We start from the raw sequence: 16,045 nt of genomic DNA, 5'->3' as shown, positions 1-16,045 counted from the left end.
ATCCCCATGTACCCACGCTTGTTCCTGGCTCTTACGCCGTTGCTGTTCACCACCGTTGCCTATGCCGCCGACTGCGGCAACGCCACCGATCAGGCGACGATGAATCAATGTGCGGCGCAGCAGAACAAGGCGGCGGACAAGGAGTTGAATGCGCTATACCAGCAGATCACCGCGCGTTTGAAAGGCAGCCCGGACAACAAGAAACTGTTGGTCGGCGCCCAGCGCGCGTGGATTGGCTTTCGCGATGCCGAGTGCAGGTTTTCCGCCTCTGCGGTAGAGGGCGGGAGCGCTTATCCGTTGATCTACAGCAGCTGCATCACCGAGCTGACCAAGGCGCGGGTGGAGACTTTCAAGCAATATTTGAAGTGCCAGGAGGGGGATTTGAGTTGTCCGGTGCCGAGCCAGTAAGTGCCCGGGTGTTTTTGAGGGCCTCTTCGCGGGCAAGCCCGCTCCCACACGTGATCACGCTGAAGATTCCTGTGGGAGCGGGCTTGCTCGCGAAGGCGTCAGTTCAAACGCCGCAATTACCGAACGAAAATCTGCGCCGTGGTAATCGCCATATCCCCACCCGGCAACTTGATGCTGCCTACCTGCTTCAGGCTGTCGGCATCAAAAATCGCCACATCGTTAAACGTCCCCGCGAGGTAGATCTTGCTCCCGTCCTTGTTGAAGGAAATGCAGTAGTAGGAGTGATCCAGCGTCGCCGCCTGCAGCATCTTCTTCTCCTTAATGTCGTACTTCGCCAGGCGATTCAGCACGCCGAACATCAGGTTAGGATCCTTCGGCGAGCGCATGCCGCTGAAGTAGATTTCCGTCAGCGGGCCGAAGTCGGTGGTTTCAGTCTTGCCGGTTTTCAGGTCGACACTGAACAGGCCGTAAAGGTATTCGGCGGTCGCCGGATCCTGCTTCTTGTCCTTGAATTTCGCCGCGGTGTAGAGCAGCGAAAAGTCGTGTCGGTAAGTTTGCTGGTTCCACACGTACAGCACATCCGGCGCGCTGTAGTTCGTCCGTTGCCAGTGCCGGCTGGGGATCAATACGTCGAACTTGCCGCTTTTCACGTCGACTTTGTAGACGTCTGCCCCGGCCACGTAGAGCGTGCCATCATCGCCACTTTGCATGATGGTCAGTTGCCGGGGCGCCGGGAAGCTGCGCACGGGTTTGGCGTCCATGCCGGCGTCGGTGGCGTAGACGTCGAGTCGCGGTTGTTGCACTTCATAGCGGTCGTTCAGCATCAACGTCGGGTTGGCAATGGCGAACAGTTCCTTGCCGTCATGACTGAGGGTGAAGGCGAACATCGACTTCGCTTTCTCCCCCGGCTTTTGGGTGATGCTGGCGTGGAACACCTGCTTGCAACTGTCGAGTTCGACGCCGTAGATATCCGCGTAGTGGTTGTTCAGCACGTAGGCGGTCTTGCGGTCCGGCGACAACTGCACGGTGCCGGGCCCGAAGGCGTCGGGCATCTTGCAGGTCTTGAACAGGGTGTCCGTGGCCAGGTCGATCACGTGCAGGTTGTTCGGGTAATTGGTGGTCAACATGTACTCGTGACCGTCTTGCAAAGTGGTGTTTTCATCGGCCAGAACGGTGAGCGAACAGGCACTCAGGACGGCGAACGCGGCCAGGCCGCAGGCTTTGATGCTGTGCATGCTGGAATCCTTCTTAGGTCCGATCACTTGTCTTTTGGAAAGACAGTCCCGAGGTTGCGCCAGTTGTCGTTGGACGCCTGGGCATCCTTGTTCCAGTCCGGGTAGGTGCTCATCATGTCGGGCACCTGGGCCGGCCACCAGCAAGGGTCGGAGCAGCCGTAGAGGTCGGCCTCCATCGGCTGGCACAGCGACGACACGCCGCCAAACGCATCGATCTCCCAGCCCGGGTCGGTGGTGGAGGCACAGCCCGCGACAGAGCTCATCGCCACCACTTCTTCGATACGGTTTTCGGCCGCGGCCTCATCGAGTTTCAACGCTTTATTATTGATTGCCTTGAGATGTTTCATATCAGTGAGCCTTGCGCGGAGTGATGTAGCTGCTGATGAACGCAGGGTTGTGGGCCATGATCCGGGTGTAGACCTCGATGCCGAAGTCGACCCAGTCACGCATCAGTTCGCAGTAGTGATAGGTCGGGTGGGTCGGGTCGCCGTAGCGGGCGTAGCTCTCGTGGTAGCAGCCGCCGGAGCACAGGTTGCGGATCTGGCAGTCTTCGCAGCCGGTGTTGGTGCGATCCAGGCGCTGGGACAGGAAGTCGTTCAGCTCGACCTGCTTCACCCCGCTGTGCACGTTGCCAAAGGTCGGCAACGACGATCCGGTAAAACGGTGGCACAGGTTCAACTCGCCCTTGTGATCCACCGCCAGCATCTTCAGGCCCGCGCCGCACGGCAGGGCTTTTTTGTGGCCCTCGTGAATGTCGGTAATCAACTGGTGCAGGTTGGAGAAGCCGATATTGCGGTGCTCCAGCGCCGCTTCCAGGTAGCGCCGGCCGAGCTTCTTCATATTGGCGAAGACTTCGATCAGCTCGTCGCTGGACAGGTTGAAGGTACTGATGTCGCCGGACGTCACCGGGGCGAAACCGACTTCGGCAAACCCCAGTTCGTTGAACAGGTGGTCCCAGATGGTTTCGACGTCGGTCACGCCAGTGGTCAGGGTGACCCGCGCGCCCACCGGACGGCTGTTGTAGCGCGACAGCAGCATTTGCGCCTTGCGCCGCACCACGTCGTACGTGCCCTGCCCGCCCACGGTGATGCGGTTACGGTCGTGTACGGTTTTTGGCCCGTCGATGCTCACCGAAAGCCCGAAACGGTGGGCGTTCAGGTAGTCCACGGTCTCTTCGGTGAGCAACGTGGCGTTGGTGGTCATGACGAACTCGACAAACTTGCCGGCCTCGGCAAAGCGCTTTTCACAGTAGTCGACCATGTACTCGATCAGCTTGCGATTGCTCAGCGGCTCGCCACCGAAGAACACCACGGTGAAACGCTCTTCGTCCGGGGATTCGCGCAGCAGCATCTCGACGGAAGCAATGGCGGTTTCCACCTCCATTTTCTTGCCGGCGGACGGCTTGTCGAGGTCTTCCTTGTAGCAGTAGGTGCAGCTCAGGTTGCAGCCGGTGTTGACGTTGAGCACCACGGTATTGATCGCGGTGCGCTCGACGCGTTTGGTACCAATGTCCGGAGTCAGCGGCGAGCCGTCGCTGACCAGTTCCAGGGACATCAACTCGCGCAGGGTCTCGGTGATTTCTTCGCCGTTGAAGCGCGAGGCCAGCCGCTGGATCAGGTCGTCCGATGAGCAGCCGGGGCCGCGCAAGGTATCGATGATGGAGCCTGTCAGCTCATCGCTGGCGAACAGCGAACTGCTGGGAATGTGAAACAGCATGCGGTCGGCATCGACGTGCACTTCGTGCAGGTTGCGCTCAACCAGATTCAAAATAGCGCCCATTGCAACCTCCTGTGCAAACCCCGCTTGGCGGGGCCTGCGGTCATTCCGAAAAAGTGTCTGAAACGTCAGTATTCAGGCAACTCATGGAATGGGTGGATTGTTCCAGCGTTGCACGGTGACAATCATGTGGCCTTCGCCGGTCAGGGATTTCCCTGCGTCGTCGACGGCGGCGATCACCTTCAGGTTGCCGGCATTGTTGGTAGACATCTTGCGTTGCGGGTTCGGCCCGGCATCGCCCGGTGTGAACACGCCGCTGTCCGCCTGCATGGTGCCGGCGAACTTGACGTCTTCGTCTTCCTTGGCGCGATCGTCGAAGGCCTCGACCGACCACTGCGCCGGGAACACGCCGATGCGGTAAGGCTTGCCGTCAGCGCCCTTGCCCCAGGCTTCGGCGTCGAAACGACCCTGGACCTTCGGCGTCGAACCACCGCCCTCGCCGATCCGCGCCACCGAGAACGCCGGCACAACTTTGACTTCGGCGATTGTGCGGTAGACCGACAGTGTCGGGCCTTTCAGCGTGCCGACGGTGACGTTGCGCAGGCCTGGCTGGGCATTGGCGGCGGCCTTGAGCTTGACGCGCACGCGCTGCGGACTTTGCTCCAGCACCTCAACCACTTCCACGCCTTTGCCGAAGTTCGGCGTGCCGCTGAGGCCGCTGCCGATCAACGTGACTTCGGTTTCGCTACCGGCCTTGAGATAGCCCGGCTGCACCGCGAGCAAACGGCTGCTGCCTTGTTTGGCCGCGACGAAGTCCAGCCCACGCTCGTCATGCTCGGCCTCGAACATCCGGCCTTGCAGAGCATTGCCCTGGGCGGCGAACACCTGGCGCATGGTCACGCCGTCGATGGTCACGTTGCCGCGCCATTCGTAGCCCGTGTAGAGAATCGCGCTGCCGTCGCCGTTGAACGGACTGCCGTCAGCGTATTGGCCTTTGACGCTGACCTTGAACGTGTCATCGCCATCGGCGCTCACGCTCATCACTCCGGCCAGTTCGCCTTTACCCGGCAGGTGGCCGCTGAAGCTCCAGTCGCCGACCAGTGTCGCGGCTTTCGGCGCGCTGCTCAGCCATTTTTTCCAGGCAGGATTGTCCAGCGGGTAACGCTTGGCCAGCAGCGGCACCATGTCCTTGCGGGCAATATCGAACCAGTCGCGATCGCGGGCCAGGGCCTGGTATTCCAGGGACGGCCACTGGCCGAGGTGGAAATTCACCAGGCGTTCCCACTCCTGCGCCGGACGCCGCTGCAAGGCCACCCGCGCACCGGAGTGGCAACGGCCGCACATCTGGCTGGTCTGGTCGTCGAATTTCTCGACGGTATTGAGTCGGCGCTCCAGCGCATAACGCACGCCGTCGGTCTCACTCGGCGCCAGGCCCTGGGTGTCGGCCAGGTATTTGACCAGGGTGCGGCGGTCGTCATCGCTGATCTGCAAACCGTGCATGGTCTGCATCCGGGCGATGCTCATCAGCCAGCCTTCCGGCGTTTTGCGCTGGTGGCTGATGCGGCTCAGGGCGTTATCGGCTTCGGGGGTGTGACAGCCCTGACAGGTTTCCTTGAGGATGGTCTGGGCGTCGCGGGCGGCCAGGCTGTCGGGCGAATGCAGCGCCACACAGGCGGCCACGGCCAGTAGACTGGCACTCAGGCCTGATCGGAGTCTTCTCTTCATCAACGTCGAACCTCGCACGGTGCTTTCTTATTGTTGTGGCTTATCGTTTTTATGGTTTCTGCCGCCGGCGGCGCGCCGCTGACGGAGGCAAGAGAAACGTCTGCGATGAGCAATACACGGAGCGTGCCAGCTTATGAATATCTCCGTTAATCAATGAGTTGTAGGTAGCAGGGCGGGTATTTACCGGGATAACTACAGCGTTCCCCGTTTAATTTTGCGACAGGTGTTGCAACCTGAGACACCTGTAGAAGCGAGCAGGCTCGCGATGAAGGTTCATCCACCGCGGGGTGTCAGGCTGCCAGCGTTATCGTTGACGTCCATCGCGAGCCTGCTCGCTCCTACAGAGAGTATTGCGTCCGTCTCAGGTCGTCGCAAATTGCGACGCTTGGTGTCATCCCGGCCATCCATCGAAACGTCGACAAGCCCGTGTGCGCGGGCTTTGAGCCAAAAACCACATCTGGCACAACCGTTGCGAATGACCTCGCCACACGAACAAGACGAGGTTTCATCATGACGCTCCCCTACCTGCTTCCCGCCACCTCGGCATTCATCCAGCGCGCGCCGCGCATGCTGATTGGCGGCGACTGGGTCGAGGCCGCCGACGGCCAGACCATGCCCCTGCACAACCCGGCCACCGGCGAGGTGCTGTGCGTGGTGCCGCGGGCCACGCCGGAGGATGTCGATCGCGCGGTGCTCGCCGCCCGTCACGCCTTCGATGATTCCGCCTGGACCCGCACACGTCCCCGTGAGCGGCAGAACCTGCTGTGGAAACTCGCCGACCTGATGCAGCGCGATGCCGAACTGCTCGCCCAGCTGGAATGCCTGAACAACGGCAAAAGTGCGGCGGTGGCCCAGGTGATGGACGTGCAGCTGTCCATCGACTTCCTGCGCTACATGGCCGGTTGGGCGACCAAGATCGAAGGTTCCAGCGTCGACGTGTCGTTGCCGTTGATGCCTGACGATCAGTTCCACAGTTTCATCCGGCGCGAAGCGGTCGGTGTGGTCGGCGCCATCGTCGCCTGGAATTTCCCGTTGCTGCTGGCGTGCTGGAAGCTTGGTCCGGCCCTGGCCACCGGCTGCACCGTGGTGCTCAAGCCTGCCGACGAAACCCCGCTGACTGCGCTGAAACTCGCCGAGCTGGTGCTGGAAGCCGGTTACCCCGAAGGCGTTTTCAACGTGGTCACCGGCACCGGTATCACCGCCGGTTCAGCACTGACCCACAACCCGCTGGTGGACAAGCTGACCTTCACCGGCTCGACCGCCGTGGGCAAGCAGATCGGCAAGATCGCCATGGATTCGATGACCCGGGTCACCCTGGAACTGGGCGGGAAATCGCCGACCATCGTCATGGCCGATGCCGACCTCAGGACCGCCGCGGCCGGTGCCGCCAGCGCGATCTTCTTCAATCAGGGACAGGTCTGCTGCGCCGGTTCCCGGCTGTACGTGCAGCGCAAACATTTTGACAATGTGGTGGCGGACATCGCCGATATTGCCAACGCCATGAAGCTCGGCAACGGTCTGGACCCGAGTGTCGAGATGGGCCCGCTGATTTCCGCGCGGCAGCAGGAACGGGTCTACGGGTACATCGAAAAGGGCCGGGAAAGTGGCGCGACCATCGCCTGCGGCGGTGAGCAGTTCGGGCCGGGGTTCTTCGTCAAGCCGACGGTCATCGTCGATGTCGACCAGAAGCATTCGCTGGTGCAGGAAGAGATCTTCGGCCCGGTGCTGGTGGCGATTCCCTTCGATGACGAGGCCGACGCGTTGCGCATGGCCAATGACAGTCCGTATGGGTTGGGGGCAAGTATCTGGTCGAACGACCTGGCGGCGGTGCACCGGATGATCCCGCGGATCAAGTCCGGTTCGGTGTGGGTCAATTGCCACAGCGCCCTCGACCCGGCATTGCCGTTTGGCGGGTACAAGATGTCCGGGGTCGGGCGTGAGATGGGGTACGCGGCGATCGAGCATTACACAGAGTTGAAGTCGGTGTTGATCAAGCTTTGAGCTTTGGCGCTTCGTAGGCCTTTTCGCGAGCAAGCCCGCTCCCACAGTGTCATGCGGCGTGCAGATCCCTGTGGGAGCGGGCTTGCCCGCGAAAAGGCCGGTAGGGACAACCGGAATCTCAGGGTTTGAAGCCCTGCGCCAATAACCAACTCCTGATCATCCGGCCCTGGTCCACCGTCAACCCCGCCAGCACCCGCTCTGCCGGCTCGGTCCTCAACTTGCGCACCAGCGGCGCCAGCTCGACCCCTTGCACATGCCAGATCCCCAGCGGCTGATCCGCCGTCACCACCACCTCAGCCTCATCGACAAACCCGTCCCTCAACACCGGCGCCCGCTCAATCCGCAGCGCGGCAAACTCCACCTCGGCATGCGCCACCTCGGCATCCGGCCATTGTCGTCGGGCCTGCCAGAACGGCTGATCCAGCCAGCGCTGCTCATCGGCATAAAAATCCCGGCCGATCCGCGCGAAGCGCAGAAACAACTGTTCCACCCGTTGCTGATGAAAACGCTGGGCCAAAGCCGCCCGCTCAGGTTTCCGCAACAGGGTGTTGATCACCGTCGGCGCCTGCAACGCCGAGGACAAGGACTGAAAAATCCCGTTGCCCGACAGCGGATCCACCGCCATCGCCGCATCGCCCACGCGGATCCAGTTTCCACCACACACCTGCGGGCTCAGAATCGCCGTGCTGCTGCGTGCGTGCAGTTGCAGATCGACTTCGGGTTCGGTCCCGAAAAACTCACGGGCCAGCGCGGAACGCTGGCGTCGCTGGTGACAGTACTCGAGCAACTGCGCCTTGCCCGGCAACTTCGCGCTGGCCACGTCCACCGTCCATTGCCAGTAACACTGACCATCCGCACGGCGCGCCATCCACGCCCAGCCGTCCTCCAGGCTTTCCACGGCGCTGGCGGTGTCACCCGGTGCGCCTTGCCAGCGATTGAGCAGGCTGACCGTCTCCGGCCCGCGCTGGCCTTTGCCGAGCGCCGGCGCCTGGCGCCCACGCGCCTCCACCAGAAAATCAGCGATCAGCGCGGCGTGTCCTTCGATCTCGACCCGATGCCCCGCGGCCAAGGGCTGAACGCTCATTACCCGACCTTCAACCAGCTCAACCCCAGCCAGGCGCAGATCTTCGCGCAGGCCTCTGTCGAAGCTCGGACGGTCGAGTAAATATTCGATATTTTGCGCATGCTGCTGAGCGTTCCACGACACCTGGCGCTGGGACGGCAATGCCGCATCCGCCAGCGCGTGATGCAAACCGGCGCCGCGCAACGCCTCCAGCACCCGCAGCGAAACGCCCTCCAGCGCCGCAAACCGGCGCCACTCGCTGACCAGCGTCACCGCGTAACCGAGCCGACGCAACCCCAGCGCCACCGCCGCGCCCGCAGGCCCGGCGCCCAGAATCACAATCATGGCCCGACGCGCCGTTCAGGGCCGCGATAGCGGGCGTATTCCCGCAGCCAGGCGATGACGTGATCGTTGCTCGCCTCAGGTTGTGCCGCCAGGAAACCCGCAATGTGCCCACTCAACGCCGCGCAGCCCAGGCTGGCGCCGGACTGACCCGGATAGGTCCCGTGCACGCACGAGGCGAAATCCGCCTGCGCGCTGTCGAGCCACGACCATTCCTGCTCGGCGCAGCGCGCGTCGCCGGTCACCCGCAGTACCTGTGGATAATTCGCCGGAAACACGCCCTCGCCTTGCGCCGGGCTCGACGCACACAGCAGAATGCCCCGCGCCACCGCCGCGCCGCACGCGGCACGCAACAAGCTGCGGTCCTGGCGCAAACCGAGACTCAGGTTGATCAGCCGCACATCCTGCGCCACCAGCCAGTCGATGGCCGTGGCGATCTGCAACGCGCTGGTGACACCACGCTGATCAAACACCTGCGCCACGCAGAACACCGCCGACGGCGCACGTCGGCCGATGGCCTCGATTACTGCGCTGCCGTGACCCAGCGGATCATCGCGCAACGCACTTTCAGTCAACCCATCTTCGAGCAGCGAGAACCGGCGCCCGGCAATCACCTGCGCCCGCTGCGCCGCCGAATGGCCGCTGTCCACCACGCCGATTCGCAACTCAGGCTTCATGCAGCACCGTTTTTGAAGTGAGCACGCCGTCGAGCAACTCGAAGCGCAGATCGGCGTCGGCCAGGGTTGAAGGCCGATGGCTGATGAGGATGCGCGTGCGTCCGGCGAACAGTCGGTCGATGGCCTCGATCACTTCCCGCTCAGTGGCTTCATCCACCGCCGAGGTGGCTTCGTCCAGGACCAGGATCAACGGGTCCTGCAACAGCGCCCGGGCAATCGCGATGCGCTGTTTCTGCCCGCCGGATAATTGCTGCCCGCGCTCGCCCAAGGGACTGTCGAGGCCTTCGGGCAACGAAGCGATCAGGCTATCGAGCTGCGCCAGCCGCGCCACTTCGGCAATCGCTTCGCGGCTGGCGTCGGGTACGGCGTAGGCCAGGTTGTCGGCGAGGCTGCCGCGGAACAACACGATGTCCTGACTGACCACGGCAATCCGTCGACGCAACTGGAACAGGTCCAGTTCGCGCAGGTCGACCTCGCCGAGCAACACCCGGCCGGACTGCGGATCGTGATGCCGTTGCAACAGGTCGATCAGTGTCGATTTGCCGACCCCGGAGCCGCCACTCAGGGCGACTTTCAAACCGTACGGGATCCGCGCCTCAATGCCGCGCAAGGTGCTCGGACGACCGGGATGGCTGAAGTGCACGTCGTCAAAACGCAATTCGCCGCTGCTCGGCATCGGCTTGGGTGCAACCGGTGTCAGCACGGTCGGCTCTTCACCGCGCAACTCCATCACGCGCCCGAGGCTCACGGTCATGCGCTGAATCGCCACGTAGAGCCCAAGCAAACTCTGCACCGGCCCGACCGCCATGCCGAGATAGGTGGAAAACGCGATCAGCGCCCCCAACTGCCACGTGCCCTGCACCACCCAATATCCACCAATCAGAAACGCACAGGCCCGGGACAACGAGGTCAACGTACCCGGCACGGCCTGGGTGAAAAACTCGGTGACCTGCAAGCGCAGCAACTGGCTCATATAGCCTTGCCCGAGCGTCTCCAGGCGCCGGGATTCCCGTTGTTGCTGACCTGCCGACTGAATGAATTTCATCACCGGCAAGGTTTCGACCATGAACGACGACATGTCCGCCGAACGCTCGCGCAACTGCCGCACATCGCGTTCTACCTTGCGCCGCATCCAGCGCAGCCAGAGCACGTCGAGGGGAATCAGCACCAGCGCCAGCAGCGAGAGTTTCCACGACAGGGTCAGCAGCATCGCCACGGCGCAGACCAGCCCGATCACGCTCGATACTGCCGAGAACAACGAGTCCACGGCAAAGCGCTGGATCTCCGCGACATCGCCATCAAGGCGCGACATCAAGTCACCGATCCGCCGCTGCCCGTAGAAGCTAGGCGACAGGGTTTGCAGATGCCGATAGAGGTCGTCCCGTAACGAGAACAGAATCCGCCCGGACAGGCGCGTATGCAGGTAACGGTTGATCCCCGACAACGCCGTGCCGAGCAGCCCGGCGACGATCATCAGTCCGGCAATCAGCACCAGCGTGGGGAAGTTGCGGGCCAGTAAGCCATCGTCGATCAGCAGCTTGGTCAGCCAAGGTTGCACCAGGACCAGCAGCGAGGCGCACACCGACAATCCGAGCAGCCCGGCGATCGCCAGGCGATGTGGGCGCACAAAACTGTAGAGCCAGCGCAGTGCCGCTTGCAGCGCTGCGGGATTCTGGCTGTCGATCAGCCGGACGATCAGGCGCTGCATCACGAGCGCAACTGTTTGAGCTTGCGGTACAGGGTCGCGCGGCTGATGCCCAGGGCGTCGGCGGCGGCCGAGACGTTGCCGTGATGGCTGTCCAACGATTGGCGAATCAGCTCCAGTTCGTTTTCGCGAATACTCCCGGATTGAGGGCGCTCGCTGGCATTCAGTTCGTCGAGCATGCTGTCGGGCAAATGGTCGAGGGTGAGCACGGTGTCCCCGGGCTCGCGCATGGCCAGCGCGGTGCGCAGCACCATTTCCAGCTGACGGATGTTGCCCGGCCAGTGGTAACCGGCGAGCAAGCGGCTGAGGTCGTCGTGCAGGACCATGGCCGGTGCGTCGAGCTTCGCCAGCAGCCGACCGATCAGGTCGCTGAAATCGTCGCGCTCACGCAACGACGGCAGCATCACGCTGATGCCGTTGACGCGGTAGAACAGGTCCTCACGGAAGTGTTTATCTTCCACCAGGCGCTTGAGGTCGCGGTGCGTGGCGCAGATCAGGGCGACGTCGATGTCCTGTTCTTCACCCGCGCCCAGTGGCGCGACTTTGCGGTCCTGCAAGACGCGCAGCAGACGCGCCTGCAAGGCCAGCGGCATGTCACCGATTTCGTCGAGGAACAGCGTGCCGCCATGGGCTTGCTGCAAACGCCCGACCATGCCGCCACGGCGGGAGCCAGTGAACGCGCCTTCGCGGTAGCCGAACAGTTCAGACTCGATCAAGCCTTCGGGAATCGCTGCGCAGTTCACCGCGACGAAAGGTTTGTCGCAGCGGCTGCCAGCCATGTGCAAAGCCCGGGCAATCACTTCCTTGCCGGTGCCGGTTTCGCCGAGCAGCAATACCGGCAGTTCATTGGCCAGGCCTTGGCGCGCCATACGCAAAGCGCGGGCATAACGCGCGTTGCTGCCTGCCAGGGATTCAAGATCCGGTTGCGGTTTAGCGGTTTTGGCGCTGGTGCGCGACGGTGTACTGACGTTGATCGAACGCTGCGGTGCGCGCAGGGTTTTGTAGAAGAATTCGCCTTTGGCGGTCTGCAGACTGCCGGCACCGCCCTGATGCAAACGCGACAGCAGCTGCAGGCCATCGACACCGAGAAACTCCTCGCAACGGCGGCCGACCAGCGCCGAGCGTTCGGCGTGGAGCAACTGACATGCCTGGGCGCTGACCGCGAGAATCTGCCCGCCGAGGCTAACCGCCAACAGGCCTTGCCAAGGGGATTCGAGGTATTGCCGGCGGCTGTGAAAGGCCAGCACGATCTGGTCGGGGAAGCTGGCGTTGAACACCCGGCTTTCGATCTGGCTGACCGCCATGGCCAGCAGCGCGGTGCTGTCGTGAACACGGCCGAGCGGGCCTTCCCGGGTCAGGTCGAGGACGCCGAGGATTTCGCCTTGCGGGCAATAGATCGGCACCGAGGTGCAGGAGAAATCAGTCAGCCGGTCGAGGTAATGTTCGCCGCAATCGATCATCGTGGGCCGGGCTTCCACCAGGGCGGTGCCCAGGGCATTGGTGCCGCGAGCGGCTTCGCTCCAGCAGGCACCCAGGGTGATGTCTTGCAGGCCGCTGCCCTTGAGGCGATCGGCACGGCCTTCGACGGCGAGAATCGTGGCGTCGGAATTGGCAAGGATGATCAGGCCTTCCTTGCCCTGGCGATCGGCCAGGTAATCGATGGCCGGCAAGGCCGCGTCGATCAACAGGCGATTGCTCGCCAGCAGCACGTCGAGGCTTGCGCTCGATTCCAGCGCCAGTTCATGTTTGCTGTTGAAATGCACGCCATGGCTGAGGCTGCGCCGCCACGACGCATCGATTTCCGCCCGCAATACGCCATCGGGGACTTCGCCCTCGAGGTGGAGTTTTTCCCGGGCTAGCCGGGCTTCGCGGTGCAGCTTGGGAGAGGTTGTTTTTATTAGCGTCATCAAGCGCTCCGGATCGGTCCGCCCTGCGCTCTTTTAAGTTCAGCGCCCTGCCGCAATCTTTACGTTAACGTCAGGGCGATGGCAAGTGTGTTTCATCCGTTGCACTGCGTTCAAGCCTTGATCGGCTATACGTGAGGGTCACCGGGCGCTTTGGCCGGCGTGGCGTATTGCGGCTTCAGGTGGCCTTCCTGATCGAGCAGCCAGGCATCCATGATCTGCCGCACCACCGGGCCGGCGACACGACCGCCCGCCTCACCGTTTTCGATCATCACCGAGATCACAATCTTCGGATGCTCCGCGGGCGCGAAGCCGACAAACAAGGCGTTGTCGCGGTTGCGCTCCAGGGTTTTCGCCCGGTTGTAACGCTCGCCCTGCTTGATCGCCACCACTTGCGCCGTACCACTCTTGCCGGCAATGCGGTACTGAGCGCCGAGCGCTGCCGCTCGGGCAATCCCGCGCGCATCGTGCATCACCATTTGCATGCCGTGGTTGACCTGTTCCCAGTCCCGCGGGTCTTTCAACAGAATGTTGGGCATCGGATGCTCATCCACTGGCGCCACACCGTCCACGGTCTTGGCCAGATGCGGGCGGTTCCACACACCCTTGTTGGCGATCAGCGCGGTGGCCTGGGCCAATTGCAGCGGCGTGACCTGCATGTAGCCCTGACCGATGCCAAGGATCACGGTCTCGCCGGGGAACCACGCCTGACGGCGCGTAGCACGCTTCCACGCCTGGGATGGCATCAGGCCGGCAGACTCTTCGAACATGTCCAGCGAGACCTTCTCGCCGAGGCCGAACATCGCCATGTAGTCGTGCAGGCGATCGATGCCGAGCTTGTGCGCCAGGTCGTAGAAGTAGGTGTCGTTGGAACGCATGATCGCCGCGTCCATGTCCACCCAGCCGTCGCCGCTGTGATTCCAGTTGCGGTATTTGTGATCGAAGTCCGGGAGCTGGTAGTAACCGGGATCGAAGACGCGGGTCTGCGGCGTGACCACACCGGCGTCGAGACCGGCGATTGCCACTTCTGGCTTGATGGTCGAACCCGGCGCGTAGAGACCCCGCAGCACGCGGTTGAACAGCGGACGATCAATCGAGTCGTGCAGCGCGGCGTATTCCTTGAAGCTGATGCCGGTGACGAACAGGTTCGGGTCGAAACTCGGTTTGCTGACCATCGCCAGCACTTCGCCGGTCGACGGATCGAGGGCGACCACCGAGCCACGACGATCACCCAAGGCTTCTTCAGCGGCTTCCTGGAGCTTGACGTCGAGGCTCAAGACGATGTTTTTGCCGGGGATCGGATCGGTGTGCTTCAGCACCCGCAGTACGCGACCCTGCGCGTTGGTTTCGACTTCTTCGTAACCGACATGGCCGTGCAATTCTGACTCGTAGAACTTTTCAATCCCGGTCTTGCCGATGGATTGGCTGCCGCGGTACTCGACGCTGTCGAGGGCCTTGGATTCTTTTTCGTTGATACGACCGACATAGCCGATGGAATGGGCGAAGTGCGCGCCCATTGGGTAGTGACGAACGAATTGCGGCTCGACATCGATGCCGGGCAGGCGGAATTCGTTGACGGCGAGCACGGCGATTTGCTCTTCGCTCAGCTCATAGAACAGGGTGACGGGCACAAACGGGTGACGCGCCTGCTTCATTGCCTTGTCGAACAGAGTACGGTCTTCAGCGGGAAGGTGCAGGAGGTTGACCACCTCGTCCAGTTCTTCTTTGACGTCGGAGGCACGCTCGCGGGTGATGGTCAGGTTGAAGCTGGGGCGGTTATCGGCGAGGAGCACGCCATTGCGGTCGTAAATCAGGCCCCTTGTCGGCGTGATGGGCAAGACATGGACGCGATTGTTTTCAGAGATTGTGGAGTGATAGTCGAACTCCACCACTTGCAGTACATACATGCGCACCACCAATGCGCAAGTGATGGCAACGACGAACAGGGCGCACGCCATCAGTCTTTTATTGACCAGGCGCGTCTCTTTTTCGTGGTCCTTGATTGGTATCGCTTCGGGCATTTCTGCAGCTGCTCTTTGACTAAAAATTGAGTTGCCGATCCTTAGGCGTGAAATCAGTCCGTTAAAAAACGAGCTGCACCATACCAAAAACCGCGGGATCGCTTTAGTGCGATTTCCTCTAACGGTTGTCCTTGAGGGCCAAAACGACGGTCGGTTCTCCTCGCGACTCGTGCATTTTGCTCAAGATTGATATTCCCATTCGTGCATTTTTCTTGCCGGCAAGCCTATAGATACTAGGTGCATGTCATTCCATCTTGTCGTCCGGGAGTCTTTTCATGCATTCACGATTTCAACGCTTACTGGGTTCGAACGGTTTTTCCATCGGGTTGGAACTGCCGCTGGATAACGATTGGTCCAGCGACGGTCAGCGGCGGCGGATTGCCGAGGAACGGCCGTTTGGCGTGCCGGATCTGAAGCAACATGCGGCGATGGCGCGTCTGGCAGACAAATCCGGATTTCGTGCGCTGTGGGTTCGTGATGTGCCGGTGTACGATCCGAATTTCGGCGATGCCGCACAAGTGTTCGAAACCTTTTCCTACCTTGGATACCTGGCCGGGATCACCGACAACATCATGTTGGGTACGGCGGCGGTTGTATTGCCATTGCGTCAACCCTGGCTGACCTTGAAGGCCGCCAACAGTATTGATGAGTTGAGTGAGGGCCGTTTGCTGCTTGGCGTGGCCAGTGGCGACCGTCCGATTGAATATCCGTTGTTTGGGGTGGATTACGATCAGCGCGGAGAGATATTCCGCAATACGGTGGAATTGCTGCGTAGTCAGGGTAAAGGTCGTTTACCTGAAGGTGCGCAATTGCTTCCACAGCGGGATCAGGCGGTGCCGTTATTAGTGGCGGGTCTTGGCCAGCAGTCACCGGCCTGGATTGGCGAGCATATGGATGCGTGGCTGGCGTACCCGGGCACGCCGGATGAGCATCGCGGTCGAGTGGGTCTGTGGCGGGAGGTGGGCGGAGACAAGCCTTACATCAGCTTTGTCCATCTGGATCTGGCGGCTAACCCTAATGCGCCGATGCGGCGTGTACGTTTCGGTGGGGTGTGTGGGCGACTGGCTTTGATTGATGAGCTTCAGGCCTTGCGCGAGGCCGGCGTGCAGCACGTTGGCCTGCATGTGCGTCGCAGCGAACGGCCGGTTGCAGAGGTAATTGAAGAGATCGCGGAATACGTTCTACCAAAGTTTCACTGACAATTTGCAGGGTCATGGGACGGCCGTTGGGCTGTCCTTTCTTGCGCCC

The 16,045-nt window shown here is 62.0% G+C and carries 12 protein-coding genes; 3 read left to right on the top strand and 9 right to left on the bottom strand.

Going from position 1 to position 16,045, the window contains the following annotated elements:
• Window positions 1–6 precede the first annotated feature (6 nt).
• Complete coding sequence (locus NTD84_RS08395) at window positions 7–408, top strand: lysozyme inhibitor LprI family protein (protein ID WP_262164683.1); 402 nt, start codon at window positions 7–9, stop codon at window positions 406–408.
• A 116-nt stretch (window positions 409–524) separates the two neighbouring features.
• Here NTD84_RS08395 and peaD read toward each other — a convergent pair whose 3' ends face one another.
• The 4 genes from peaD to peaA all read right to left on the bottom strand — a co-directional run bounded on the left by peaD (window position 525) and on the right by peaA (window position 5,084).
• A complete protein-coding gene (peaD, locus tag NTD84_RS08390; protein WP_262164682.1) occupies window positions 525–1,643 on the bottom strand; it encodes a quinohemoprotein amine dehydrogenase subunit beta in 1,119 nt (372 codons plus the stop codon).
• Window positions 1,644–1,666: 23 nt separating this feature from the next.
• Window positions 1,667–1,990, bottom strand: a complete 324-nt coding sequence (gene qhpC, locus NTD84_RS08385) for a quinohemoprotein amine dehydrogenase subunit gamma (RefSeq protein ID WP_008027961.1) — start codon at window positions 1,988–1,990, stop codon at window positions 1,667–1,669.
• A 1-nt stretch (window position 1,991) separates the two neighbouring features.
• Window positions 1,992–3,422, bottom strand: coding sequence for a quinohemoprotein amine dehydrogenase maturation protein (gene peaB / locus NTD84_RS08380; protein ID WP_262164681.1), 1,431 nt, complete (start codon window positions 3,420–3,422; stop codon window positions 1,992–1,994).
• 81 nt (window positions 3,423–3,503) lie between these two features.
• Complete coding sequence (peaA, locus tag NTD84_RS08375; protein WP_262164680.1) at window positions 3,504–5,084, bottom strand: quinohemoprotein amine dehydrogenase subunit alpha; 1,581 nt, start codon at window positions 5,082–5,084, stop codon at window positions 3,504–3,506.
• A 510-nt stretch (window positions 5,085–5,594) separates the two neighbouring features.
• Between peaA and NTD84_RS08370 the strand changes: the two genes are divergently transcribed.
• Window positions 5,595–7,085, top strand: a complete 1,491-nt coding sequence (locus tag NTD84_RS08370; protein WP_262164679.1) for an aldehyde dehydrogenase family protein — start codon at window positions 5,595–5,597, stop codon at window positions 7,083–7,085.
• Window positions 7,086–7,203: 118 nt separating this feature from the next.
• Here NTD84_RS08370 and NTD84_RS08365 read toward each other — a convergent pair whose 3' ends face one another.
• The 5 genes from NTD84_RS08365 to mrdA all read right to left on the bottom strand — a co-directional run bounded on the left by NTD84_RS08365 (window position 7,204) and on the right by mrdA (window position 14,797).
• On the bottom strand, window positions 7,204–8,493 hold the full coding sequence (locus tag NTD84_RS08365) for a tryptophan 7-halogenase (protein ID WP_262164678.1): 1,290 nt from the start codon (window positions 8,491–8,493) through the stop codon (window positions 7,204–7,206).
• Window positions 8,490–9,167: a S8 family serine peptidase gene (locus tag NTD84_RS08360; RefSeq protein ID WP_262164677.1), complete on the bottom strand. Its 678-nt coding sequence runs from the start codon at window positions 9,165–9,167 to the stop codon at window positions 8,490–8,492. The genes NTD84_RS08365 and NTD84_RS08360 overlap by 4 nt, the downstream gene beginning before the upstream one ends.
• A complete protein-coding gene (locus tag NTD84_RS08355; protein WP_262164676.1) occupies window positions 9,157–10,875 on the bottom strand; it encodes an ABC transporter ATP-binding protein in 1,719 nt (572 codons plus the stop codon). Before NTD84_RS08355 ends, NTD84_RS08360 begins: the two co-directional genes overlap by 11 nt.
• On the bottom strand, window positions 10,875–12,779 hold the full coding sequence (locus NTD84_RS08350; RefSeq protein WP_262164675.1) for a sigma-54-dependent Fis family transcriptional regulator: 1,905 nt from the start codon (window positions 12,777–12,779) through the stop codon (window positions 10,875–10,877). The genes NTD84_RS08355 and NTD84_RS08350 overlap by 1 nt, the downstream gene beginning before the upstream one ends.
• A gap of 125 nt (window positions 12,780–12,904) precedes the next feature.
• Complete coding sequence (mrdA, locus tag NTD84_RS08345) at window positions 12,905–14,797, bottom strand: penicillin-binding protein 2 (protein ID WP_262164674.1); 1,893 nt, start codon at window positions 14,795–14,797, stop codon at window positions 12,905–12,907.
• Window positions 14,798–15,072: 275 nt separating this feature from the next.
• Between mrdA and NTD84_RS08340 the strand changes: the two genes are divergently transcribed.
• Window positions 15,073–15,996 carry a TIGR03571 family LLM class oxidoreductase gene (locus tag NTD84_RS08340; protein WP_262164673.1) on the top strand — a complete coding sequence of 308 codons (924 nt, stop codon included), beginning with the start codon at window positions 15,073–15,075 and terminating at the stop codon, window positions 15,994–15,996.
• Window positions 15,997–16,045: the final 49 nt, after the last annotated feature.

The organism is Pseudomonas sp. 14P_8.1_Bac3, assembly GCF_025466085.1.
In the GTDB taxonomy this organism is placed as follows: domain Bacteria; phylum Pseudomonadota; class Gammaproteobacteria; order Pseudomonadales; family Pseudomonadaceae; genus Aquipseudomonas.
The sequence above is the reverse complement of the archived record's forward strand: the minus strand, read 5'-3'. Positions and strand labels throughout refer to the sequence as shown.